The organism is Gordonia sp. LMA484 (genome assembly GCF_058129505.1).
In genome coordinates, this window is the sequence record NZ_CM176700.1 from 5,657,383 (window position 1) to 5,682,210 (window position 24,828).

The following is a 24,828-nucleotide window of genomic DNA, read 5'->3' on the forward strand; positions in this document are numbered from 1 at the left end:
CCCAACCACAGGGAGACACCGATGGATCTCTTCACTCCGTCCGACCGCGCCGCGAAGTATCAAGCGCAGCTGCTCGAATTCATGGACTCGCACATCTATCCCAACGAGTCCGTGTACGCCCAGCAGATGCTCGAGTCCGACAATCCCCACGCGACGCCGCCAATCTTGCTGGAACTGAAAGCCAAGGCCAAGGAAGCCGGACTCTGGAATCTCTTCCATCCGCACCCCGAGTGGGGCCCCGGCCTGACCAACCTCGAATACGCTCCTCTCGCCGAGATCATGGGTCGGGTCGGATTCGCCTCCGAGGTGTTCAACTGCAACGCCCCAGACACCGGCAACATCGAGGTCTTCACACTCTTCGGCACCGACGAGCACAAGCAGAAGTACCTGCAGCCGCTGCTCGACGGCGAGATCGCCTCCGCCTTCGCCATGACCGAGCCGGATGTCGCCAGCTCCGATGCCACCAACGTCGAGCTGTCGATGGTCCGTGACGGCGACGAGTATGTGCTGAACGGGCGAAAGTGGTTTGCGTCCAACGTGATGCGTCCCGACTGCAAGGTCCTCATCGTGATGGGCAAAACCGATCCGGGTGCGCCGACGCACCGGCAGCAGTCGATGATGGTCGTGCCCACCGACGCACCCGGACTCACCATCGTGCGCAACCTGCCGGTGTTCGGCTACGTCGACCGAGAAGGCCACGGCGAGCTGGTGTTCGAGAACGTCCGTGTGCCCGCCACCGACGTCCTCAAGGGCGAGGGTGAAGGATTCGCGATCAGCCAGGCGCGTCTCGGGCCGGGTCGCATCCACCACTGCATGCGGACGATCGGTATCGCCGAGCGCGCACTGGAACTGATGTGTGCTCGCGCCACCCAGCGTGTCACCTTCGGCAAACCGATCGCCGAACGCGCCAACATCCAGGATTGGATCGCTGAGGCGCGCATCGACATCGAGATGGTTCGGCTGCTGACCCTCAAGGCTGCTCACATGATGGACACCGTCGGCAACAAGGCGGCCGCGACCGAGATCGCCGCCATCAAGGTGGCCGCACCCAACATCGCACTGAAGATCATCGATCGGGCGATCCAGGTCCACGGCGGCGGCGGCGTCACCGACGATTTCCCGCTCGCCATGGCCTACGCCCACATCCGCACGCTGCGGCTGGCCGACGGTCCCGACGAAGTGCACAAGCGCGCCATCGCACGCCGGGAGCTGCGGCCCTACCGTGACGGCGCCGCCACCCCGGAGACCGTGGCCGGTGTCTCCGACCAGGCGCTTGTCTCGCGCTGAGCGGCGACGAGGTGCGGTGTGATGCCGGAAGATGCCGACGACTCGGGTAAGCCGCGTCCGCTCACCGCACGCGGAGAGCGGACGCGGGCAGCGCTGATCGTCGCCGCCCGTACCGTTTTCGAGCGGGACGGTTTCAACGCGGCACGCCTGACCGACATCACCGCTGAGGCCCGCTGCGCGACAGGATCGTTCTACACCTACTTCGAGAGCAAAGAGGACATCCTCGACGCGGTCCTCGCCGAAGCTCAGGAAGAAGTGCTGCACCCGGGCATGCCGCACGACGAACCGGCATCCGAGGATCCGATCGCCTCGATCGAAGCTGCCAATCGCGCGTATTTCATCGCATACCGGCGCAACGCGAAGCTGATGATGGTGCGCGACCAGGTGGCAGGTATCAGCCCGGAGTTCCGGGAGAAGCGTCGGCGACGCGGTCAGGTGTTCGTCGAACGAAACGCCAAACGCATCGGCGAGCTCCAGGCCGCCGGCCTCGCCGACCCGGAGCTCGACCCGATGCAGGCCTCCCGCGCCCTGTCCGGGATGGTGTCCCGAATGGCCTATCACAGCTTCGGTTTGGGCGCCGACGATGACCTCGACACCCTGGTGTTCACCGCAACCCGACTGTGGGCCAACGCGTTGGGGCTGCGTCGACCCTAGACCTCTGAGGTCCCTGACGAGCTTGCGAGCGCACCCCCCGGTCCCCGCGCAGCTCGCTGCGCGATTCCCCCGGTCCCTGAGGAGCGAGCTGCGCGTTCCCCCGGTCCCTGAGGAGCGAGCTTGCGAGCGTCACGAAGGGCCCTTCGTGACGCATCCTCGCTAGCTCGGAGGCTCCTCAGGGATCGAGGTGGGTTGCTGTTGTTGCGCCGCTGTTGGATGCGTATGCGGCCTCGGTCCGTGAGGAGCGAGGGCGCGTTCCCTTGTCGGTCCATGAGGAGGAGTGAGCTTGCGAGCGCAACCCCACCGGTCCCTGAGGAGCGAGCTTGCGAGCGTCACGAAGGGCCCTTCGTGACGCATCCTCGCAAGCTCGGAGGCTCCTCAGGGATCGAGTAGGACCGCGATGCCTGTTTCTCACCTTCCTCAGGGCGCGAGTAGGACCGCGATGCCTGTTTCTCACCTTCCTCAGAGAGCGAGTAGGACCGCGATGCCTGTTTCTCACGTTCCTCAGGGAGCGGGTGGAGTCGCGACGTTAGTTGCTCGCGCTTTCAATGAGCCACGCCGCGCAAGGCGTCGCGGTCGATCGCCCGCTTGAGGATCTTGCCGGTGGCGCCCTTCGGCAGCTCGTCGACGAACTGCACGATCCGGGGCACCTTGTAGGCACTCAGTCGCTCTTTGGTCCAGTCCCGCAGGGCATCCGGATCGATCGACACGCCCGGCCGGGCGGCGACGACCGCGGCGATCTCCTCGCCGTAATGATCATCGGGAACCCCAACCACCGCGACCTCCACGATGTCGGGATGCTCGTACAGCACCTCCTCGACCTCGCGCGGGTACACGTTGTAGCCGCCTCGGATGATCAGATCCTTGGCCCGATCGACGATGCGGACGTTGCCTGCCGCGTCCATCGATCCGAGGTCGCCGGTCTTGAACCAGCCGTCGACCAGCTCGGCGGCGGTTGCGTCCGGACGGTTCCAGTAGCCCTTCATCACCGTCGGGCCCTGGATGAAGATCTCGCCCACCACGTCGGGGTCGACGGCCGCTCCCCCGGGATCGCGGATCTCCACCCGGGTGCCCGGGAGCGCCGGGCCGACCGTGCCGGCCACCGGAACACCGTGGAGATCGTGAAAGGTTGCCGCACCGGCGGTCTCGGTCAACCCGTATCCCTCCAGGATCTTGGCGCCGAACGTGGCCTCGAACGCCCGGATCACCTCGGCCGGCAGTGCCGCGCCGCCGGACCCGGCCAGGCGCAACGAGGTGAAATCGCTCGGCGCGTAACCGTCGGCCACCTGCAACATCGCGTTCCACATCGTCGGCACACCGCACGCGATGGTGATCTTCTCGTCGCGCAGCAAATCGAGAAACGCTGTGGGCGAGAACGGACTCGACAGCGACAGACTGCATCCCTGCGAGAGCGCCGAGTTCATGACTATCGCCTGTCCGAACACGTGGAACAGCGGCAGCGCAGTGGCCCACCGATCCTCCTCGGTCACCTCCATCAGCTGCCGGAACGCCACCGGGCAGGCGTTGATGTTGGCCACGGTGAGTTCGGCGCCCTTGGGACGTCCGGTGGTTCCCGAGGTGTACAGGATCACCGAGGTGTCATCGTCGGCACGGTCCACGTAGTCGGACACCGGCGCGTGGCCGTCGATGACGTCCGGGTACGGCGGGACCTCGACGAACGGCAGGCCCGCGGACTGCGCGCTCCGTCGGGCGTTGTCGGCGCACTCATGCCACGCGACGATCATGGATGTTCCCGAATCGTCGACGACATAGTCGATCTCGGGTGACGTCGACATCACGTTCATCGTGATCACCGTCGCGCCGAGCGTCTGCAGGGCGTAGTAGGTGATCACGAACTCGGCGATCGACGGAGCGATGACGAGCACCCGGTCGCCGTGGCTCACGCCGCGACCGGCGAATCCGCCGGCCGCATGCGCGATGTGGTCACGCAGTGCGCCATAACTCAGTTGCCGCCCGCCACTGCGCAGCGCGGTGCGGTCCGGACGTTCATCGGCGGTGGTCCAGATCCCCGCCACGGTGTTGGCCATCGAATTCCTCCGGGTCACTCGAAGTAGCGGCGCGGGACGTCGACGAGCATGGTGTCGATGTCCTTGTCGCTGACACCGCGCTCACGCAGTGCCGGCAGGACGTCCTCGCTGATATGGCGGTAGTTCCATTTCGGGACCGCCTGCTTCTTCGCCTCGGGAGAGAACCAGTCGATGAAGCAGGCGGCATCGTGCGCCAGCGCCATGCGATCGGCATATCCTTTCTCGACCAACGCGACGACGGTGTTGATGCGATCCTCGAACGGCAGCAGCACATCCAGCCCGAACCGATCCATCCCGAGGATCGACCCGGCGTCGGCGAGCTTCATCAGATAGTCGAGGTCGGTGCTGTCCCCGGAATGTCCGATCACCACCTTGGTCAGGTCGGCACCTTCCTCCGAAAGTACCTGCTGCGCAACGAGTCCCGACTGGGTGTGCGGATTGGTGTGCACGGTGATCGGCGCGCCGGTCTGCACGCTGGTCTGCCCGACCGCCCGCATCACACGCTCCACACCCGGCGTCAGACCCTGCTCCTCGATGGCACATTTGAGGAACGCGGCTTTCACACCGGTGTCGGCGATGCCGTCGGTGAGATCTCGGACGAAGAACGTCACCAACGGTTCCGGCACGTCGAACAGCAGGCCCGGGCCGGTGTAGTGGAACTGGAACGGGATGTCGTTGTAGGTGTACACCCCGGTGGCCACCACGATGTTCAGGTCGATCTGCTCGGCGATCCGCTGGATGCGGGGAATGTAGCGACCCAGACCCAGCACGGTCGGATCCAGGATGGTGTCCATCCCGAGCTCCTTCAGTTCGCGCAGGTCCCGGACCGCCTCGGCGATCTTCTGCTCCTCGTCCCAGTCGTATTGGTAGTTCTCCCGGTACTCCTCCCCGAGCACGAAGACGTGCTCGTGAACCAGGACGTTGCCCAGATCGGCCGAGTCGACGGGTCCGGTGACGGTGTTGACGGTGCTCATGCGGCTCCTTTGCGCGTACGAGACTCCAGTGTGGCCTGGATCACTTCCTCGGCCGACTGTATTTGAGGCTGATTTCAACTTCAAGTGGCGACGAACGGACCCGGATCAACCGGGCGTGCATCATGGACGCATGGCGACCCCCCAACCTGTCGGCACAACGGAGCCCGGCTCGGACCGGCGTGAGAACGTCCTCCTCATCCATTGGCACGACCTGGGCCGGCACCTCTCGTGCTACGGGATCGACGGCGTGGCCAGCCCGAATCTCGACGCACTCTCGGCGAACGGCATCCTGCTGACCGATGCTCATGCGACGGCACCGTTGTGTTCCCCGGCACGCGGGTCGGTGTTCACCGGCCGCTATCCACACCGCAACGGCCTGGTCGGCTTGGCGCATCACGGGTTCGAATACCTCAGCGATGTCCGCACATTGCCCGCGCTGCTGTCGGAGGCGGGCTACCGGACGGTGCTGTTCGGCATGCAGCACGAGAGCGCGGACCCCACCACGATCGGATTCGAAACCGTCGACGTCACGGACTCCCTGTGCGACTACGTCGTGCTCCGATCAGAGGAATGGCTCCGCGAGCACGTCGAATCCTCCGACGATCGTCCCTTCCTGCTGACGGCCGGATTCTTCGAGACCCATCGCCCCTATCCGCCTGAGCAGTATGAGCACGCCGATCCCGCGTCGGTGACGGTGCCGTCGTTCCTACCCGACACCGACGACGTCCGCGACGACCTCGCGGGCCTTGCCGGCAGCATCACCCAGGCCGACGCGGCGGTCGGCAGGCTCCTGCACACGGTCGCCGAACTCGGACTCGACGAGACCACCTGGATCGTCTTCTTCACCGATCACGGGCTGGCCTTCCCACGGGCGAAATCCACTCTCTACGCGGAGGGTACGGGTATCGCCTTCATGATTCGGCCGCCGACACGGCGGGGCGTGACGCCGCACCACTACGACGACCTGTTCTCCGGCGTCGACCTCGCTCCGACCCTCCTGGATCTGCTGTCGATCCCCACGCCGGACGGCATCGACGGGACATCGCACGCGACGCAGCTGCTCGCCGGCGGCGAGAATCCGGTTCGCACAGCGGTGTTCACCGAGAAGACCTACCACGATGCCTTCGATCCCATCCGGGCGGTGCGGACCAAGGAGTACAGCTACATCGAGAATTACGCCGACCGATCGGAATTGCTGCTGCCCCTTGACATCGCCGACAGTCTGTCGGCGAGGTCACTCGACACGGCGACGATCGGGCGGCCTCGGCCGCGACACGAACTCTACGATCTCCGTTTCGATCCGGATGAGCGAAACAATCTCGCCGACGATCCGGACTACACGGAGGTCCGTCGCGTGCTGCGGCGGTTGCTCGATGACTGGCGGACGTCGACCTCCGACGTGATCCCTGACGAGCACGAAGGCACTGCGGTGGCCGAGCGGTTCATGGCCGAGTTCCACGCGAAAGCCGCCGAGACGTCGTCCGACGAGGAGAAGCTGCCCTCGCGCAGACCGCGCGGATCGCGGCGCGAGCTCCATGGCGAGATCACGTCGCCCGCCGGCCGGGGCGACGGCTGATCGGCCCACAGCACATCGCCCCGAGGATGTAAAGAGTTACGTGCTGGTTGACCGTAAAAGCCCAGGTTGCAAGGGTTTTCCGCGCCGCTAGACTGATCCGCGTGTCCGACATCCCGAACTATCTCGTGTGCGCGAGCCAGCGCAGCGGCAGCACGCTGTTGGTGGAGTCGCTGGCCGCATCCGGTGTCGCGGGCAAGCCGCAGGAGTTCTTCCAGTACTTCGCGAGCTCGTCGCTGGCGCCGCAGCCGCGGGAATGGTTCGCCGGTGTCACCGACCCGGCGATCCTGGATCGGCTCGCTCCGCTGGACCGCGGCGTCATCGATGATCGGGACTGGGACGAATGGAAGGCCGATGTCCTCGATCAGGGGCGCTCCCCCAACGGCGTCTGGGGTGGCAAGCTCATGTGGAACCAGACCCCGCTGCTCATCGCGCGGTCCCGCGTCGGATCAGGCTCGCTGCGTACCGCGATCCGCTCACTCTTTGGCGGAACCGATCCCGTCTACGTGTACGTCTACCGTGAAGATGTTGTGCCACAAGCAGTGTCGATGTGGCGTGCGGTGCAGACGCGGATCTGGCGCGACGAGGACGGGCGGCACTCGGCAGGTGAGGACGGCGCGGTCTATCACGCCGGGGCGATCGCGCACCTCGCCGGTCTCCTCCTCGAACAGGATCGACACTGGCGCCGGTGGTTCGAGTCCGAGCGGATCACACCGATCCCGATAGGTTTCACCGAGCTGACCCAGGCTCCCACCCGTACCACCGCACGTGTTCTGGCGGCGATCGGACAGGACCCAGACCTCGCACCGCCACCTCCACTCAAACCGCAGTCCAACGAGCGTTCCCAGGAATGGGCGCATCGTTACCGCCAGGATGCCGCACAGAACGGATACGCATTATGACTGCAGAGCCGGAGCTGATCGCCCCGCAATTCGATGACCCGCGTACGGAGGGCGACATCGAACACGTTGCTGCGCTGCGTGTTCTGGAATCCGAGGCGGTCCATATCATCCGCGAGGTGGTCGCCGAACTGGAACGGCCGGTGCTGTTGTTCTCTGGCGGTAAGGATTCGATCGTCCTGCTCCGTCTGGCGGAGAAGGCATTTCGGCCGCATCCTCTGCCGTTCCCGATTCTCCATGTCGACACGGGCCACAACTTCGACGAGGTCATCGAGTTCCGGGACCGGCGCGTGGAACCGACCCCGGACAACCCGGCCGGCATCAAGCTGATCGTGGCGTCGGTGCAGGAATCGATCGACGCCGGTCGCGTCGCCGAGACGACAGATCCGTCGGGATCCCGCAATCGCCTGCAGACACGCACGCTTCTGGATGCGTTGGAGGCAGGCGGCTTCGACGCCGCGTTCGGCGGCGCACGACGCGACGAGGATCGCGCACGCGCCAAGGAACGTGTGTTCAGCTTCCGGGACGAATTCGGCCAATGGGATCCGAGATCGCAACGCCCCGAACCATGGTCGATCTACAACGGCCGCATCCGACGTGGGGAGTCGGTGCGCGTCTTTCCATTGTCGAACTGGACCGAGGTCGACATCTGGCGCTACATCGAACTGGAGAGCCTCGATCTGCCGTCCATCTACTACGCCAGTGAACGGCAGGTGTTCGATCGCGACGGCATCCTGCTCGCCGTCTCGCCCTACAGCCGACCACGGGACGGCGAGAGCCCACACAGCGAGTGGGTGCGCTACCGCACGGTCGGCGACCTCACCATCACCGGTGCCGTCCGCTCCCGCGCCACCACCATCCCCGAGATCATCGCCGAGATCTCCGACGCGACGGTGTCGGAACGCGGCGAGACCCGTGCCGATGACCGTACGTCGTCGGCCGCCATGGAGGACCGCAAGCGCGAGGGGTACTTCTGATGAGCACCAGAACAATCGGGGACCGCCCGGACGCTGCCGACCAGTCGCGTCGGCGCCAGATCCTGCGCATGGCCACGGCAGGCAGCGTCGATGACGGCAAATCCACGTTGATCGGCCGTCTGTTGCACGACACGGGCAGCCTACCCACCGATCACATCGACGCCGTGACGGACGAGGACGGTGTCGCCGACCTCGCAGCCCTGTCCGACGGATTGCGCGCCGAACGCGAACAGGGCATAACGATCGACGTCGCCTATCGATTCTTCTCGACCGCACGGCGCAACTACGTCCTGGCCGACACCCCGGGGCATGAGCGCTACACCCGCAACACCTTCACCGGTACCTCCAACGCGCACGTCGCGGTGCTGCTGGTCGACGCGCGCAACGGGTTACAGGTCCAGACACGTCGACACGCCCGCATCGCCGGTGTGGTCGGGGTACCGCACGTGATCGCGGCGGTCAACAAGATCGATCTGGTCGACTACTCCGCGGAACGATTCGCCGAGATCGAGGCCGACCTGACCGATCTCGCAACACAGGTCGGCATCGATCGCATTCTGGCCATTCCCGTCGCCGCCAAGGATGGCGACAATGTGGTGCACCGGTCGGTGAACACGCCCTGGTACACCGGTCCCACCCTGCTGGAGCATCTGGAGGGTATCGAGCTCGTCGCTCCGTCGCCGACGACAGATGAGCTTCGCTTTCCCGTCCAATGGGTTTCGCGTCCCACGGACGTTCATCGCCGACGCTACTACGGACGACTCGCGTCGGGGCGCCTGCAGGTAGGCGACGAGGTGACTGTCCTACCGTCGGGCAACAACAGTGTTGTCACCGCCGTGGACACCCTCGACGACGAACGCGCAGTCGCGGTCGCGCCGTTGTCCATCTCGATCGAACTGGCTGACGAGATCGACATCGGTCGTGGCGACATCATCGTCAGCGCCGCGACCACAGCTCACCGTCCGGTGCCGGCCCGTGAGCTCGACGCGACCGTGTGCTGGTTGTCGGAATCGCCTCTGCGTGCCGGAGATCGGGTCGCTCTGAAGCACGGCGCGGCGTCGGTGCGCGCGACGGTCCAGTCCTTGGAGCGACGTCTCGACCCGGAGACCCTCATCGAGCAAGTCGGTCCGAGTTCATTGGCTCTCAACGACATCGGGGTCATCACGCTGCGCACCTCCTCGGTCGTCGTAGCCGATCGCTATTTCGAGAACCGTGACACCGGTGCATTCATCCTCATCGACGAGTCCTCCAACGACACCGTCGGGGCGGGCACGATCACCGAAGCCCGGGAGGTGATTCCGGGCAATGCGACTCGTAACGACATCAAGTGGCATCCGAGCTCGCTGGGCCGACCCGAGCGATGGCAGAAGACCGGCCAACGCGGCGCGACCGTCTGGCTCACCGGACTGCCCGCGTCAGGGAAGTCGACGGTCGCCGTCGCCCTCGAACGTGCGATCGTGGGCCGCGGCCGGGTTGCCTACCTCATCGACGGCGACAACATTCGACACGGTATCTCCGACGACCTCGGATTCTCGCCCGGCGACCGCGCCGAGAACGTCCGTCGTGTCGGCCACCTCGCCAGACTGTTCGCCGACGCCGGCGTGGTGTCCATCGCCTCGATGGTGTCCCCGTTGCGATCCGATCGCGAGATCGCGCGCGAGCTCCACCGGGCCGCCGATCTGGAGTTCATCGAGATCCACGTCAGCACCCCGGTCGCCGAATGTGAGCGCCGAGATCCCAAGGGGCTGTATGAACGCGCGCGGCGCGGTCAGCTCAGAGGGCTCACCGGGGTGGACGCACCGTACGAGAAGCCGACGAGCCCGGACCTGCGGTTCGACACGACCGGAGAGGACATCGAGGAACTCGCCGGGCGCGTGGTTGCGGTCCTGACCGAACGGGGCATTCTCGATCTTTGAGCGAGTCGTCGACCGCACCGATCGGGAGGTCTCCTTTGTCCTCGGAGCACAATCACCCCATCGAACTCTGGCCCGCCAGACCGTTTCACCTGCACCGCAGCGCACATAGTGTCGTAGCTCACAGCCAGCTACGACGAAAGGGCACCGACCGTGACCGTTTCCTATTTCGCCTGGGACCTCGCGCATCGGGGGTCGGCTCCCTGCGTCCGCGACGACTCCTGTGAGCTGACCTATGCCGAGTTCGCACACCGGGTGGATGCGTGTGCGCAACAGCTGCAGACCCTCGGGGTCGGGCGCGGCGACGTGGTGGCGACCTTCCTCCCCAATCGTGCCGAACTGCTCATCACACTGATGGCCGCGTGGCGGCTGGGGGCCATCGCCACACCGGTCAATCCGGCGTTCACCCCCGACGAGGCGGAGTATCAGCTCGGGGATGCCCGAGCACGCGTCGTGGTCGGCGAGACCGCCGGCGAGACCGATCCCGACCGCATCTTCGTGCACGTCGACGAGCTGAGGGCCCAGCCGTCCGACGCATGGGCGCCACCGAGCACGCCGGCGGCCGGCGATGACGCCCTGCTCATCTACACCTCCGGCTCCACCGGCCGGCCCAAGGGTGTGCGGCTCTCGCACGCGAACCTGGACTACATGGGCTCGGCGATGGTGGCGCACTGCGCACTCACCTCCGCCGACCATGCACTACTGGTCCTCCCGCTCTTCCACGTCAACGCCATCTGCGTCAGCTTTCTCGCGCCGATCCTGGCCGGCGGACAGCTCTCGATCACCGGAAAGTTCTCCGCCTCCCGATTCTTCGACGACGTCGCGCGGTTGCGCCCCACCTTCTTCTCGGCCGTGCCCACCATCTACGCGCTGCTGGTGTCGCACCCGGACCTCGACACAGAGGCGTTGGCATCCCTGCGCTTCGCGATCTGCGGCGCCGCACCCATCTCCGCCGAACTCCTCGACCGCACCGAAAAGGCCTTCGGCATACCGATCGTCGAAGGGTACGGCCTGACCGAGGGCACCTGCGCGTCGGCCTGCAACCCGGTCGATGGCGTCCGCAAGCTCGGCACCGTCGGACCCGCGTTGCCCGGTCAGCGCATCTCGATCATCGGACCCGACGGCCGCGACGTCGCTGCCGGACAAACCGGCGAAGTGGTGATCAGTGGGCCGAATGTCATGCAGGGCTACCTGAATCGCCCCGACGCCACCGCCACCACCGTCGTCGACGGCCGTCTGTACACCGGTGACGTCGGACGCCTGGACACCGATGACTACCTCACGCTGGTGGACCGGATCAAGGACATGATCATCCGCGGCGGGGAGAACATCTACCCCAAGGAGATCGAGAACGCACTCGCCGGCCATCCCGCGGTGCTCGAGTGTGCTGTCGTCGGGGCGCCGGACGAACTGTACGGGGAGGTCCCGGTGGCCTTCGTCGTCGCCTACCCCGATCAGCCAGTCACCGCCGACGATCTCGGCGCCCACCTCAACCGACTGCTGGCAAAGGTCAAGCAGCCGAGCCAGATCCACGTCGTCGACACCCTGCCACGCAATCCCGTGGGCAAGATCGACAAGCCGGCCCTGCGCACCGAAGTGCGCACTCAGATTCGCGCGGATCTCGATACGGCCCTCGCCTAGCGGCTCGGACCTACTCGATCAGCGGGAGATTCCGGCCGGCGCTGCCCCCGCTGGTCGAGTAGCCACGTGCGAGCTTGCGAGCCCGTGGCGTATCGAGACCCACCACCACCGACGTCCCCCTCGGTCCCTGAGGAAGCGAGCTTGCGAGCGTCCCCTCGGCCCCTGAGGAAGCGAGCTTGCGACGTTCCCCCTCGGTCCCTGAGGAAGCGAGCTTGCGACGTTTCCCCTCGGTCCCTGAGGAAGCGAGCTTGCGACGTTCCCCTCGGTCCCTGAGGAGCGAGCTTGCGACGTTTCCCCTCGGTCCCTGAGGAGCGAGCTTGCGACGTTCCCCCTCGGTCCCTGAGGAGCGAGCTTGCGAGCGTCACGAAGGGCGTATCGAGACCCCCACAACCCGACCCCCACAACCCAACCCCCGAAACCGCACCCCAACCCGAAGGAGCACCACCATGGGCTTCACCCAACCCGACTTCCCACCCGTCGACCCCGACACCTTCCTCGACAAACCGTTCCTCGAACGGCTCCGTGTGCTCGGCCGCCACTGGGCCGAATACGGCTTCGGCACACCGAAAATGGTGCACGTCATCTACTTGGTCAAGGTGTTCGTGTTCTATGCCGGCGTCGGCATCACGCTCGCCACCCTCACGTCCGGGCTGAACCCGCTGCATGTCACCGACTGGTGGAATCAGCCCATCGTCTACCAGAAGGCGATCCTGTGGACCGTGCTCGTCGAGATCCTCGGCATCGGCGGCTCCTGGGGACCGCTTGCCGGCCATTTCAAACCGATGACCGGAGGGTTCCTGTACTGGTTGCGACCCAACACCATTCGGCTCCCACCGTGGCCGGGAAAGGTGCCCCTCACCAAAGGCGACACCCGCACATCGGGCGACGTCGCGATCTACGCCCTGATTCTGGTCAACCTGGTCGTGGCCATCGTGCTGCCCGGCGTCACCTCGTCGTCGCTGGATTCGGTCGTCGCCGACAACCAGGGCCTGGTCAACCCCGCGCTGATGTATCCGCTCATCGCATTGCTCGTCGTCATCGGGCTGCGTGACAAGGTCATCTTCATCGCGGCACGATCCGAGCAATATCTGCCCGCCATCGTCTTCTTCGGTTTCCTGCCGTTCGTCGACATGATCGTCGCGCTGAAGCTGCTCATCGTCACCGTGTGGGTCGGCGCCGGTATCTCCAAGCTGGGCCACCACTTCTCGATGGTGATCCCGCCCATGCTGTCGAACACACCGTGGATGCCGAGCAAGGCGATCAAGCGGGCGCACTACCGCAACTTCCCCGAGGACATGCGACCGTCAAAGGTGGCCGGTGGCATCGGCCATGTGCTCGGCACGCTGGTCGAGGTCATCACCCCGCTCGTGCTGCTGTTCTCCGCCAACAAGTGGCTGACTCTTGCGGCAGTGGTGCTGATGGTGTGCTTCCACCTGTTCATCCTCTCGACGTTCCCGTTGGCCGTTCCGCTGGAGTGGAACCTGCTGTTCGCCTACGCCGCGATCTTCCTGTTCTGGGGCTTCCCGAACTGGAACGGCTACGGCCTCACCGACACGACCATGCCGTGGGCGATGGTGGCGATTGCCGCGGGGCTCTGCTTTTTCCCGGTGCTGGGCAACCTGAGGCCCGATCTCGTGTCGTTCCTGCCGTCGATGCGCCAGTACGCCGGCAACTGGGCGTCGGCCACCTGGGCATTCGCGCCCGGTGCCGAGGACAAGCTCGACAAGTATGTCGTCCGGTCCGCGAAGAACACCCGCACCCAGCTGCTGGCGTCGTATCCGCCCGAGGTCGCCGACGTCGTGATGCACCAGATGCTGGCGTGGCGGTCCATGCACAGCCAGGGCCGGGCATTGTTCTCGCTGATGCTGCGTCACCTCGGGGACGACATCGACACCTACACGCTGCGCGAAGCCGAGTTCAGCTGTAACTCACTGGTGGCATTCAACTTCGGTGACGGACACCTGCACGACGAGAAGCTGATCGCCGCCCTGCAACGGCGCTGCAATTTCGCCCCCGGCGAGTTCACCATCGCCTGGATCGAATCCCAGCCGATCCACAAGGGTACGCAGCGATACAAGGTCATCGACGCGGCGCTCGGTGTCATCGAGACCGGCACCTACCGGGTTACCGACGCCATCAACGAGCAGCCCTGGCTCCCGAACGGTCCCATCCCGTTCGAGGTCGATTGGACGCTGGACGTTGACGCACACCGCGCACTCACGGATCCTGAGATCGTGTCCGAGCCACAGATGCGATCCAACGACGGCGCGCCGACCGCCCACAAGCAGGTGCAGCAGTGACGACAGCAGTCGTTGTCGGCGGCGGGCCCAACGGGCTCGCCGCCGCCCTGCACCTCGCCCGTAACGGCGTCGACGTGCAGGTGCTCGAAGCGGCCGACACCGTCGGCGGCGGCGCCCGCTCCGGTGAGCTGACGGTCCCCGGTGTGATTCACGATTACTGCTCGGCGTTTCACCCGATGGCCGTCGGCTCCGCGTTCTGGGCCGACATCGGACTCGAGAAGCACGGGCTCCGATGGAGATGGCCGGAGATCGATTGCGCGCACCCCCTCGACACGGGTGACGTCGGCGTACTGCGCCGCTCGCTCGCCGAGACCGCCGACGGTCTCGGCGACGACTCCCGTCGCTGGCGGCTCGCGCTGGGTGATCTGGTGAAAGGATTCGACGATCTCGGCGGCGACCTGCTGCGGCCGATCGTCAACATCCCGCGACATCCGATCAAGCTGGCGGCCTTCGGCCCGCGTGCGCTGCTCCCCGCCTCCGTGATGGCCCGCTTCTTCCGCACCGACACCGCTCGCGCACTGTTCGGCGGGGTGGCCGCGCACGCGTTCACCCGCCTCGACCGTCCATTGTCGGCGTCCCTCGGGCTGATGATCCTGGCGGCGGGACACCGCTACGGATGGCCCGTCGCCCAGGGCGGTTCCGGCGCCATCACCGCGGCGGCGGCATCGGCCCTCGGCGAGCTCGGTGGCAAGATCGAGACGGGCGTACGGATCAGCAACCGTTCGCAGATCCCCGATGCAGACCTGGTGATGCTGGATCTGTCTGCCGCGCAGGTTCTCTCGCTGTACGGAGACCAGATGCCGGCTCGGATCCGAAGGTCATACCAGCGCTACCGGACCGGTTCGTCGGCATTCAAGGTGGATTTCGCGATCGACGGCGACATCGGTTGGCGCAATCCGGAATGTGCCGCCGCCGGTACCGTCCACCTGGGCGGGGACTATGCGGAGATCGCGCGCACCGAACGGCAACGTGCGACCGGGGTGATGGCCGACCGACCATTCGTCCTCGTCGGTCAGCAGTACCTCGCCGATCCGACGCGCAGCAACGGGTCGATCAACCCGATCTGGTCGTATGCGCATGTGCCCGCTGGCTATTCAGGTGACGCAACGGAGGCGGTGATCGCGCAGATCGAGCGTTTCGCCCCGGGGTTCCGTGACCAGATCGTGGCCACGCACAGCACCAGCACCGAGCAACTCCATGGGTACAACGCCAATTATGTCGGCGGCGACATCATCGGTGGTGCCAATGATGGACTGCAGATGATCCTGCGACCTCGGGCGGCGATCGACCCGTATGCGACCGGCGTCGACGGCGTCTATCTGTGCTCCCAGTCCGCGCCTCCGGGTGCGGGCATCCACGGTCTCTGTGGCTACCATGCGGCATCGTCGGCACTGCGCTCGCTCGATGCGTCCCAGAGGTGAATGATGACGTCCCCGCTGGCACCGGAACTCGCGTCGGCGGTCACGGCGGTCGCCAAGCGCCTGCGGGAGAGCGAGCCGGCGCTCGTCGCCGAACTGTCGGACATGATGAAACGCGAGATCGATCAACTCGACTCCGACCCCAAACTGGTGGAACTGCTCGAGGCGAGTGTGCACGGCAACGTGTCGACGATCATCCACGTGCTGGCCAACGGTATTCCAGTCGATCACCTGCAACCCACCACCGCCGCCGTCGAGTACGCGCTGCGCCTGGCCCAGCGCGACGTGTCGTCCAACTCGTTGATGCGTGCATATCTGTTGGGACAGAACAGCATGACGCTGCACTGTCTGCGGTTGGTGCAGGAGCTCGGGCTGTCGTCGGACGACACCGTGACGGTGGCCCGGCACATCTCCGACATCCTCTTCGGCTACATCGAGTGGATCACCCAGTACGTCTTCCAGGCCTACGAGAACGAGCGGCGCCGATGGTTGGGCGCCGAGGGCAACGTGTTGTCGTCGACGGTCCACCAGCTGCTCGACGGTGCCGACCCGGAAGGACGTGCGTTCGAACAGGAGACCGGATATCGTCTGCAACGCAACCACATCGCGATGATCCTCTGGGAAACCCAGGGTGATGCGCGTGGCCTGAGCACGCTGGACCGGGCGGGCCGCGACCTGGCAGCGAAGCTGCTCTCCGACGGACCGCCGCTCGTCACCGCGATCGATCGGTCTACGGTGTGGGTCTGGATTCCGCTGCGGGACACGACGAGCGTCATCGAGTCCGAGTACGTGGCGCAGCGGGCCGATCTGCCCGCGGGAGTCCATGTCGCGCTGGGGCTGCCCGGGACCGGCCTGACCGGATTTCGTCGATCGCACGAGCAGGCGGTGGCCGCGTATTCGGTGGCGACGATGCCGGACAGTTCGTCCGCGCGCGTGCTCGGCTTCGGTGACCGAGGGGTCGCCGTGGTGTCGCTGCTGGCCCAAGACCTCGACTCCACCCGATCCTGGGTCCGCGAGGTACTCGGCGACCTCGCCGATGACACCGAGAACGCCGCCATGCTCCGCGAGACCCTGTCGGTGTATTTCGCCACCCGGGAAAGCCATCTGCACACCGCCGAACAGCTCAACCTGCACCGCAACACGGTGAAGTACCGGGTCGGCAAGGCCTTGGGCGCGACCTCGCCGAATCGCGATCGGATGGACCTTGCACTGGCCCTGACCGTCTGCGAATTCCTCGGGCCCGCCGTGCTCGGTCCGCGGCACTGACCACAACCCGATCCGCTTCATACCCATCCATTGCTCGAAAGGTGTCAGCTGTTGCTCTCCCATACCCTGCAAACCCTCACCGACGATGAATTCGCCGGCCGCACGGTGGTGATGTCCGGCGGCAGTCGCGGAAACGGCCTGGCCATCGCGTGTGCTCTAGCCGCACGGGGCGCGAACATCGTGCTCCTCGCCAAGACCGACACCCCGGACCCGCGCCTCCCCGGCACGATCCATACCGCGGTCGCCGAGATCGAGCGCATCGGCGGTCATGCCGTCGGGGTGGTCGGCGACCTCCGCGACGACAGCGCTGTCGCCCACGTCGTGCAGACCGCCGTCGAATGCTTCGGTGGCATCGACATCTGCATCAACAACGCGAGTGTCCTCAGCCCCACACCGACGGCGGAGCTCTCCATGAAGCGGTATGACCTGATGCAGGCGGTCAATGCGCGGGGAACGTTCGCGCTCACCCAGGCATGCCTGCCGCACCTCACCACCTCCGATCGGAGTCGGGTGATCACCCTGTCCCCGCCGCTGAACCTGTCACCGAACTGGCTGGCCAGGTTTCCCGGATACATGCTCGCCAAGTACGGGATGTCCTTGTTGACCATGGGTTTTGCCGCCGAGTTCGTTGATCGGGGCATCGCCTGCAACTGTTTGTGGCCGGAGACCACGATCGCCACCGCGGCGGTGCAGAACATTCTCGGCGGGGACGACGCGTCGGCGCACGCCCGAGATCCGCAGATCATGGCGGACGCGGCCGTGGTGCTGGCCGCCCAGCCCGCTGATGTCAGCGGTCAGTGCTTCATCGACGCCGATCTCCTGCGCGACGCCGGGATGACCGACCTGACGCGGTACGGCGGATCCGATCCGCTCGAGTACGACTTCTTCGTCGATGCCGGTCGGTGAACCACGCCCCGCTGTCGCGGTGACGACCGCCATGCGGTGAACTGACCCCATGGAACTGCTCCTCATCCGGCACGCCCTGCCGTTCCGGCAGACCGATCCCGCGGGCGCCGACCCCGACCTGACCCCGGAAGGCCACGACCAGGCGCAGCGACTGGCGAAGGCCCTCGCGAACGGCCGATACGGACAGGTGCACCGGCTGGTGAGCAGCCCGATGCGCCGAGCGGTCCAGACCGCCGACCCTGTGCGGGACGCCCTGGCAGTGGACGTCGACGTCGACGACCGCCTCGTCGAACTCAATCACGGCTGGACCACCTACGGGGCTGCGCTCGCCTACACCGACCGCACGCTGCTGCTCGATCACATGAATGCCGGACGCCTCGGCGACAACACCTTTGACACCGCGCGGTTCCAGCAGCGGGTGGTCGACGGAATGGAGGCACTGACCGGCGGCGCCGAGGACGGCGTGGTGGCGGTCGTCTGTCATGGCGGCGTGATCAATGCGTACCTCTCCCACGTCATCGGCGCCGACAAGATGTTCTTCACCGATCCCTACTACACGTCGGTGTCCCGGGTCCTCGCTCTGCCCGGCGGTCATCGGCAGGTGTTGTCGCTCAACGAGACCGATCACCTGCGCTGATCCGCAGGGTTGGTGGCGAGTACGAACGCGCGAATCGAAGAACTCGCTCACCCCCGGTCCCTGAGGAGCCTCGCGAGGAACGAGCGATGCGTTCACCAACCGGTCCCTGAGGAGCCTCGCGAGGAACGAGCGATGCGTCACGAAGGGCCTCGCACCCACCCACCCAAACTCTCGCCCACCAACCGGTCCCTGAGGAGCCTCGCGAGGAACGAGCGATGCGTTCACCAACCGGTCCCTGAGGAGCCTCGCGAGGAACGAGCGATGCGTCACGAAGGGCCTCGCACCCACCCCACCCAAATCCTCGACCTCCCAAACGGAGGCCGCCTCAGAACCCGACGAGTGTCGCCCTCACTCGGCTCCCGCGGTGATCGTCAGCCAGATCGTCCGCGACAGCGCCGCGACCAGCCGCTGATCGGAGGACATGGTGTCGCGCGGATGCAGAATGTGCTGGGTGACGCTCTGCTCGACCATCCACGTGACGGCTGCCACCGCCTCCCTGTCGACGACAGGATCGACGCGTCCGGCGGCGCGCCACACATCGACGCGAGAGGTCGCGAAGTCGATGAAGTCGTTGATTCGGCCGAACCAGAATGCGGCGACCTCGGCGTCGTAGGCGGCGACCTCGCCCAACGCGCGCATCAATGTCCAATGCTTGCGGAATTCTTCGACCATCGCGCCGATGGCGCGTTCCACTCCCGCGACCCCCGCGTCGAGCGATGCGTCGTCGGCGAACCAGGCGGTCGGAGTGGCGAAGAACTCGGCGGATGCGACGTCGGCGACCTGGATCAGCACCTCGCTCTTGTTCGGGAAGTACTGGTAGAAGTTGGTCCGCGACATTCCGGATTGTTCGGCGATCCGTTGCACCGGTAGTTCGGTGAAGCGCTCGCCGGTAGCGAGGAGTTCCTCGACGGCGGTCAGTACGCGTTCGGTTACTTCGGCCCGGCGTTCCCGCGCGTGCACACCCTGCGACCTCGTCACCGAAACCATGTCGCAGATGCTACGCCGTTCTTGACACCCCCTGCGTACAGGCATAACGTCTTCCTGACACTGTGTCGGACTGTGTGTCGGAGGTCGGCGGATGGAGGACAGATGAGTCCAGCCGTCGAGCAGTTCGATGCAGTGATCGTCGGTGCCCGATGCGCGGGCTCGGCCACCGCGATCGCCCTGGCCCAGCGCGGCCTGACCGTGCTCGTCATCGACGCTGCACAGTTCCCGTCGGACACGCTCTCCACCCATCTGCTGTGGCCGACGACCATGGCCGAGATCCAGGCCCTCGGGGCACTGCCCGCGGTCGAGGCGATCGGCGCCCCGCGCATGCCGCTGGCCGAGGCGATCCTCGACGACATCGGCTGGCGCACAACATACTCCGCAGTCTCAGGTATCGACTACGCGATGTGCGTGCGCCGCATCCAGCTCGACGATGTCCTGGTGCAGACGACCCGTGCCGCGGGTGCCGAGGTCCGCGAACGGTGCACGGCCACCGACGTCGTCGGGCGCGGCGGGCGTGTGATCGGCATCCGCTACACCGACGACGACGAGGTGGCCCATGAGGTCCATGCGCCGGTCGTCATCGGCGCGGACGGCCGCAAGAGTCTGGTGGCCGACCGCGTCGGCGCCCGGGTGCCGACGTTGGTGGCACCCAGTGGTCGTGCCTGCTATTACGCCTACTGGTCGGATGTCCGAACCGACTTGCGTCACATCGCATCCCAATGGCGGGTCGGTCGGCTGCTCGGCACCGCGTTCCCCTGCGACGGTGGGGATCTGCTGTCGTTGCTGCAGCCACCCGTCGATCTCAACGCCGAGTTCAGGGGGCGGAGGGCCAAGGACGCGTACCTCCGCGGCATCGAGGCGCTCCCCGGGTTGGCTCGGCGGCTCGACGGATGCGAGATGGTCTCGCGGGTGCGGGCATGTACCGGCATCGAGTCCTACTTCCGCCGGTCGAGCGGCCCCGGCTGGGTCCTGCCGGGCGACGCCGGACACTTCAAGGATCCGGTGACCGCGCAGGGCATCCGCGACGGACTGCGCTACGGCCGGCTCCTCGGGGAAGCACTGGCCCCGGTGCTCGGCGCGCGCGACGGTGCCGATCCCGAAGCCGTCGACTGCGCAACAGCCGCCTGGGCATCCGATCGCGAGCGTGACTGCGTCGATGTCTACCAGTGGACGAACTTCCTGGCCTCCGGACTCCCACCCTCGCCGCTCGAGTACGAGCTCTATCGCCAGGCCCAGCAGCAGCCCGGCTTCGCGGCGGTGCTGAGTGACATCTACAACCGCGTCCAGGCGCCTGCGGCGATGATGCCGGTGACCACCCTCGCCGGCACGGTGACCCGAGCCCTACGTCGGCCCGAAGTCTCCGCGCGAGAGGTGGTCGCCGACCTGCGTTTCCAGCAGAAGCGGATGCTCGCGGACTGGCTGGAGAAGCGCCGGTTCCTACGTGCCGGCGATGCGACCGGTCGGCTGCTCGGCGACGACCCTGCGGCGCATCGGGTGCCGATCACCGCCTGACCGACACGCCCCCGAACGACGCCCAGCAACCTCCCAGCAGGCGTCGATGGAGTCACAAGTACTGACGGGCAATCTCATTGGTGTCAGAGAGATCCACACCGGATCGCACACACCACGAGAAAGGCCACCGATGCCCACTCCGCAGAAGACCAACAACAACAAAACCCCGCAGGCCCCCGCGCGCCGCCGCCGTCGCGTCCGCCGGTTCGATCAGCGCTCGCGTCGTTGGATCTGGGTCTGGCAGTGAGCTGAGGCCGCGCCCCTCCGGACCAGCAACACCCACCGCGCCGTCGGCTGCAGCACGCAGTCGGCGGCGCGCTGGTATTCGTCACGTCGGCCTCGCCGACAGAACCCCGAATCTCGCCCCTTCGGTCCCTGAGGAGCCTCCGAGCTTGCGTGCGTCCCCTCGGTCCCTGAGGAGCCTCCGAGCTTGCGAGGATGCGTCACGAAGGGCCACAGCGCCAAACCTCGCCCTCGGTCCCTGAGGAGCCTCCGAGCTTGCGAGGATGCGTCACGAAGGGCCACAGCGCCAGACCTCCCGCCGACAGAACCGAAGATCCCGCCGACAGAACCTGCACCCTCGCCTTCGGCGGCCATGTTAACGGATTCGGTCGCTCAATTATTCTCCCGGTAACCACCACGAAATACGCCGGGCGTCAACTGTATCTCGTAGCCGATAAGGACTACGACCTCCGATCCCAGGGATCGAATCCTCTTGTGAGGCAGCGTCGCCTCGACTTCCGAACTGTCCGACGGACTCGACCCGTCGCGCCTCATTCTAGGAGAAACTGTGCCCACTTTCGACGAGACCATCACCGAGAACATCGCCAAGTCCCTCGGTGAGATCCCGCACCCCTCGCTGCCGAAGGGGTCGAACATCTATGGCGGCACCAAGATCTTCCCCGATTACCAGGCCGAGGACGGCGAAACCTACTTCACGTTGGTGCACGGGATCGCTCACGAGTCGTCGGTGTCGTTCGTGGCGGTGCTTCAGGCCACTCGGGCGCTGCGCAAGGGCTTCGAGTCGGCGATCTACTTTTACGGGCCCGGCGCGATCAATTGCCTTGCCACGCGCGGCTTTCCGAAGACCGGTGATTCCGGATTCCCCGGCGAACAGAACATCAACGACTCACTGGCGACCTTCATCTCCGAGGGCGGCACCGTCTTCTGTTGCCGTTTCGGGCTCGCCCTGCACGGCGGCCGTGAAGAGGACCTCATCGAGGGAGTCATCCCGGCCCACCCGCTCGACGTGCAGGACGCCATCATCCACTACGCGCGCAAGGGCGCGATCATCAACTCCACCTACATGGTGTGACCCGACCCCGAGACGAGCTCATGACAACCATCGGATCGGTCGCGGCCAACTTCACCCGCGACCTCGAGCAAAACTACGAGACCATCGCCGACTACGTGGCCCAGGCCCGCGAACGCGACGTCGACTTCCTGGTGTTCCCCGAAGCGGCGATCGGCGGCTACCTGTCGTCGCTGGGCAACCACGGTGACACCGTCAAGAACACCACCCGCTCACTGCCGCCGGCAATCAGGCTCGACGGGCCGGAAATCCAACGGGTGCAATCGATCATCGGTGACCTCGTCATCGCCATCGGGTTCTGCGAACTCGCCGAGGACGGTGAGACCCGCTACAACGCGGCCGCCGTCCTCGACGGCTCGCGGATCTACGGGAGCTACCGCAAGGTGCACCAGCCGCTGGGCGAGAACATGTCCTACGCCTCGGGTGCCGAGTACGGTGTCTTCGACACACCGATCGGACGCGTCGGGCTCCAGATCTGTTACGACAAGGCCTTTCCCGAGGCCGCGCGTGTGATGGCGCTCAATGGCGCGGAGATCATCGCGAGCCTGTCGGCCTGGCCCGCCGCACGGACGGCGACCGCCGACAACCTTCAGGACGATCGATGGACCTACCGGTTCAACCTCTTCGACACCGCCCGCGCACTGGACAATCAGGTGTTCTGGGTCGCGTCCAATCAATCCGGCACCTTCGGGTCGTTGCGCTATGTCGGCAACGCGAAGATCGTCGACCCCGGGGGCAACATTCTCGACTCGACCCTGCTCGGAAGCGGAATGGCGGTCGCCGACGTGGACATCGCCGCCACCTTCACGGCCATGCGTGGCGGCATGTTCCATCTTCGCGACCGCAGACCTGACGCCTACGGCGCGCTCACCGAACTCGATGCCACCGGAACCGCGGCGTGGCGGGACCTCGCCCATGCCTGAGATGACCGTCACGGTTCGCTGGCCCGACGGCGTCGTGCAGCACTGCTACTCGCCGAGCCTGGTCATGCACGACCATCTCGACGTCGGCGCGCAGTACACCGTCGACGAATTCCGCAGCCGCGCGACGACTGCACTCGTGGAAGCCGCTGAGCGGGTCCGCGCAAGGTACGGCTTCGCCTGCACTTCGGCGGCAGCCACTGCCGACGACATCAGCCGTACCGCCGACCGTTACGAGCATGGCGCCACAGTCGAGATCCTCGACATGCACCCACCCCTAACGACCCCTACAACCCCTTCCTCCCTGGAGACATCATGAGCGCACCCGCTCATCTACCCGTGGTGATCATCGGCGCCGGCCAGGCCGGCCTCTCGGTCAGCTGGTATCTCGGACGAGCCGGCGTCGAACACCTGGTGGTGGAGACGAAGACGCCGACGCACGCTTGGGCCGACAAACGGTGGGACAACTTCACCCTGGTGACACCGAACTGGCACTGCCGGCTCCCTGGTTACGCCTACGACGGCCCGGACCCCGACGGGTTCATGACGCGCGACGAGGTCGTCGACTGGCTCAACGGCTGGCTCGACACCTTCGACCCACCGGTGCGTGAGCACACGACCGTCACGCGACTCCGCCACATCGGCACGACCGGTTTCGAACTCACCCTGGACAGCGCAGACGCTGACGGACTCGAGCTCATCACCTGCGACCAGGTGGTCATCGCCACCGGCGGCTATCCACTCCCGGTGATCCCGCCCTACGCATCCTCGCTCGATCCTGCTGTGACGCAGATCCATTCCGAACAGTACTTCAATTCCGACCAACTGCCCGACGGCGCCGTCCTCGTCGTCGGGACCGGGCAGTCGGGCGCACAGATCGCCGAGGACCTCCATCTGGCGGGTCGAGAAGTCCACCTCGCGGTCGGCAACGCTCCCCGGGTCGCGCGGTTCTACCGCGGCCGGGACTGCATGACCTGGCTCGCCGACATGGGTCTCTACGACACCCCCACAAAGGAATACCCCGGCGGTAAAGCAGCGCAGGAAAAGACAAATCACTACGTCACCGGCCGCGACGGCGGCCGCGACGTGGACCTGCGACAGTTCGCGTCGGAGGGTATGCGCCTGTACGGAACTCTCACCGATGGCAAGGACTCGACACTGCGCTTTGCGCCAACACTCACCGCAGCTTTGGACAAGGCCGACGCCGTCTACAACTCGATCTGCGCCGACATCGACCGGTACATCGACGCCCAGAACATCGAGGCCCCGCCCGCCTCGCGGTATGAGTCGGTCTGGGAATCTGAAACCGACCCTACCGACCTGGACCTCAGCACTGCGGGCGTCACCAGCATCGTCTGGGCCATCGGCTTTCGCCCCGACTACCGCTGGATCGAGGCGAGCGCCTTCGACGGTGGCGGCCGACCGATGCAGACCCGCGGCGTCACCGGTGTCCCCGGCCTGAACTTCATCGGCCTGCCCTGGATGCACACCTGGGGATCGGGACGCTTTCTCGGGATCGACCGCGACGCCCGGCACATCGCCGAAACCGTCATCGAGGCGCTGGGTGAGTCGCATCTGCGGCTTGCGGCCGGGCAGTAGCG

20 protein-coding genes are annotated in these 24,828 nt (G+C 66.0%); 17 read left to right on the forward strand and 3 right to left on the reverse strand.

Annotation, left to right across the window (positions count from 1 at the left end):
• The first annotated feature begins 21 nt into the window (after positions 1 to 21).
• Together AC4AMJ_RS25120 and AC4AMJ_RS25125 are read left to right on the forward strand one after the other, a co-directional pair.
• Positions 22 to 1,287, forward strand: coding sequence for an acyl-CoA dehydrogenase family protein (locus AC4AMJ_RS25120; RefSeq protein ID WP_489915431.1), 1,266 nt, complete (start codon positions 22 to 24; stop codon positions 1,285 to 1,287).
• A 21-nt stretch (positions 1,288 to 1,308) separates the two neighbouring features.
• The gene (locus AC4AMJ_RS25125) at positions 1,309 to 1,941 is read left to right on the forward strand and encodes a TetR/AcrR family transcriptional regulator (protein WP_489898477.1); all 633 of its coding nucleotides are present in this window, start codon (positions 1,309 to 1,311) and stop codon (positions 1,939 to 1,941) included.
• A 545-nt stretch (positions 1,942 to 2,486) separates the two neighbouring features.
• On the opposite strand, the gene AC4AMJ_RS25130 is transcribed toward AC4AMJ_RS25125, so the two are convergent.
• Entirely contained in the window at positions 2,487 to 3,989 is a 1,503-nt protein-coding gene (locus AC4AMJ_RS25130) for an AMP-binding protein (RefSeq protein ID WP_489915433.1), read from the reverse strand.
• 14 nt (positions 3,990 to 4,003) lie between these two features.
• The gene (locus tag AC4AMJ_RS25135; protein ID WP_489915435.1) at positions 4,004 to 4,963 is read right to left on the reverse strand and encodes a phosphotriesterase family protein; all 960 of its coding nucleotides are present in this window, start codon (positions 4,961 to 4,963) and stop codon (positions 4,004 to 4,006) included.
• Between the two features lie 130 nt (positions 4,964 to 5,093).
• Here AC4AMJ_RS25135 and AC4AMJ_RS25140 point away from each other — a divergent pair, with 130 nt between their 5' ends.
• The 10 genes from AC4AMJ_RS25140 (at position 5,094) to AC4AMJ_RS25185 (ending at position 18,493) form a co-directional block, all read left to right on the forward strand.
• Complete coding sequence (locus AC4AMJ_RS25140; protein ID WP_489915437.1) at positions 5,094 to 6,539, forward strand: sulfatase family protein; 1,446 nt, start codon at positions 5,094 to 5,096, stop codon at positions 6,537 to 6,539.
• Between the two features lie 101 nt (positions 6,540 to 6,640).
• The gene (stf0, locus tag AC4AMJ_RS25145) at positions 6,641 to 7,438 is read left to right on the forward strand and encodes a trehalose 2-sulfotransferase (protein ID WP_489915439.1); all 798 of its coding nucleotides are present in this window, start codon (positions 6,641 to 6,643) and stop codon (positions 7,436 to 7,438) included.
• Complete coding sequence (gene cysD, locus AC4AMJ_RS25150; protein ID WP_489915442.1) at positions 7,435 to 8,412, forward strand: sulfate adenylyltransferase subunit CysD; 978 nt, start codon at positions 7,435 to 7,437, stop codon at positions 8,410 to 8,412. Before stf0 ends, cysD begins: the two co-directional genes overlap by 4 nt.
• Positions 8,412 to 10,328: an adenylyl-sulfate kinase gene (gene cysC, locus AC4AMJ_RS25155; RefSeq protein WP_489915444.1), complete on the forward strand. Its 1,917-nt coding sequence runs from the start codon at positions 8,412 to 8,414 to the stop codon at positions 10,326 to 10,328. The genes cysD and cysC overlap by 1 nt, the downstream gene beginning before the upstream one ends.
• A gap of 150 nt (positions 10,329 to 10,478) precedes the next feature.
• The gene (locus AC4AMJ_RS25160; RefSeq protein WP_489915446.1) at positions 10,479 to 11,966 is read left to right on the forward strand and encodes a class I adenylate-forming enzyme family protein; all 1,488 of its coding nucleotides are present in this window, start codon (positions 10,479 to 10,481) and stop codon (positions 11,964 to 11,966) included.
• Between the two features lie 446 nt (positions 11,967 to 12,412).
• Positions 12,413 to 14,266: a DUF3556 domain-containing protein gene (locus AC4AMJ_RS25165; RefSeq protein ID WP_489915448.1), complete on the forward strand. Its 1,854-nt coding sequence runs from the start codon at positions 12,413 to 12,415 to the stop codon at positions 14,264 to 14,266.
• The gene (locus AC4AMJ_RS25170) at positions 14,263 to 15,687 is read left to right on the forward strand and encodes a phytoene desaturase family protein (RefSeq protein ID WP_489915451.1); all 1,425 of its coding nucleotides are present in this window, start codon (positions 14,263 to 14,265) and stop codon (positions 15,685 to 15,687) included. The genes AC4AMJ_RS25165 and AC4AMJ_RS25170 overlap by 4 nt, the downstream gene beginning before the upstream one ends.
• Before the next feature lie 3 nt (positions 15,688 to 15,690).
• Positions 15,691 to 16,950: a PucR family transcriptional regulator gene (locus AC4AMJ_RS25175; protein ID WP_489898467.1), complete on the forward strand. Its 1,260-nt coding sequence runs from the start codon at positions 15,691 to 15,693 to the stop codon at positions 16,948 to 16,950.
• Between the two features lie 51 nt (positions 16,951 to 17,001).
• Positions 17,002 to 17,856 (forward strand): SDR family oxidoreductase, encoded by an 855-nt coding sequence (locus AC4AMJ_RS25180; RefSeq protein ID WP_489915453.1) that lies wholly within the window; start codon positions 17,002 to 17,004, stop codon positions 17,854 to 17,856.
• Positions 17,857 to 17,905: 49 nt separating this feature from the next.
• On the forward strand, positions 17,906 to 18,493 hold the full coding sequence (locus tag AC4AMJ_RS25185; RefSeq protein WP_489915455.1) for a histidine phosphatase family protein: 588 nt from the start codon (positions 17,906 to 17,908) through the stop codon (positions 18,491 to 18,493).
• Between the two features lie 348 nt (positions 18,494 to 18,841).
• Here the strand turns inward: AC4AMJ_RS25185 and AC4AMJ_RS25190 are convergent, their stop codons facing one another.
• Positions 18,842 to 19,480 carry a TetR/AcrR family transcriptional regulator gene (locus tag AC4AMJ_RS25190; RefSeq protein ID WP_489898464.1) on the reverse strand — a complete coding sequence of 213 codons (639 nt, stop codon included), beginning with the start codon at positions 19,478 to 19,480 and terminating at the stop codon, positions 18,842 to 18,844.
• Positions 19,481 to 19,582: 102 nt separating this feature from the next.
• Here AC4AMJ_RS25190 and AC4AMJ_RS25195 point away from each other — a divergent pair, with 102 nt between their 5' ends.
• The 5 genes from AC4AMJ_RS25195 to AC4AMJ_RS25215 all read left to right on the forward strand — a co-directional run bounded on the left by AC4AMJ_RS25195 (position 19,583) and on the right by AC4AMJ_RS25215 (position 24,826).
• Entirely contained in the window at positions 19,583 to 20,995 is a 1,413-nt protein-coding gene (locus tag AC4AMJ_RS25195) for an NAD(P)/FAD-dependent oxidoreductase (protein ID WP_489915457.1), read from the forward strand.
• 790 nt (positions 20,996 to 21,785) lie between these two features.
• Positions 21,786 to 22,310 (forward strand): MSMEG_0572/Sll0783 family nitrogen starvation response protein, encoded by a 525-nt coding sequence (locus AC4AMJ_RS25200; protein ID WP_489915459.1) that lies wholly within the window; start codon positions 21,786 to 21,788, stop codon positions 22,308 to 22,310.
• 20 nt (positions 22,311 to 22,330) lie between these two features.
• A complete protein-coding gene (locus tag AC4AMJ_RS25205; protein ID WP_489915461.1) occupies positions 22,331 to 23,230 on the forward strand; it encodes a carbon-nitrogen hydrolase family protein in 900 nt (299 codons plus the stop codon).
• Complete coding sequence (locus tag AC4AMJ_RS25210) at positions 23,223 to 23,546, forward strand: MSMEG_0570 family nitrogen starvation response protein (RefSeq protein ID WP_489915463.1); 324 nt, start codon at positions 23,223 to 23,225, stop codon at positions 23,544 to 23,546. The genes AC4AMJ_RS25205 and AC4AMJ_RS25210 overlap by 8 nt, the downstream gene beginning before the upstream one ends.
• Positions 23,543 to 24,826, forward strand: a complete 1,284-nt coding sequence (locus AC4AMJ_RS25215; protein ID WP_489915465.1) for an MSMEG_0569 family flavin-dependent oxidoreductase — start codon at positions 23,543 to 23,545, stop codon at positions 24,824 to 24,826. The genes AC4AMJ_RS25210 and AC4AMJ_RS25215 overlap by 4 nt, the downstream gene beginning before the upstream one ends.
• Positions 24,827 to 24,828 lie beyond the last annotated feature (2 nt).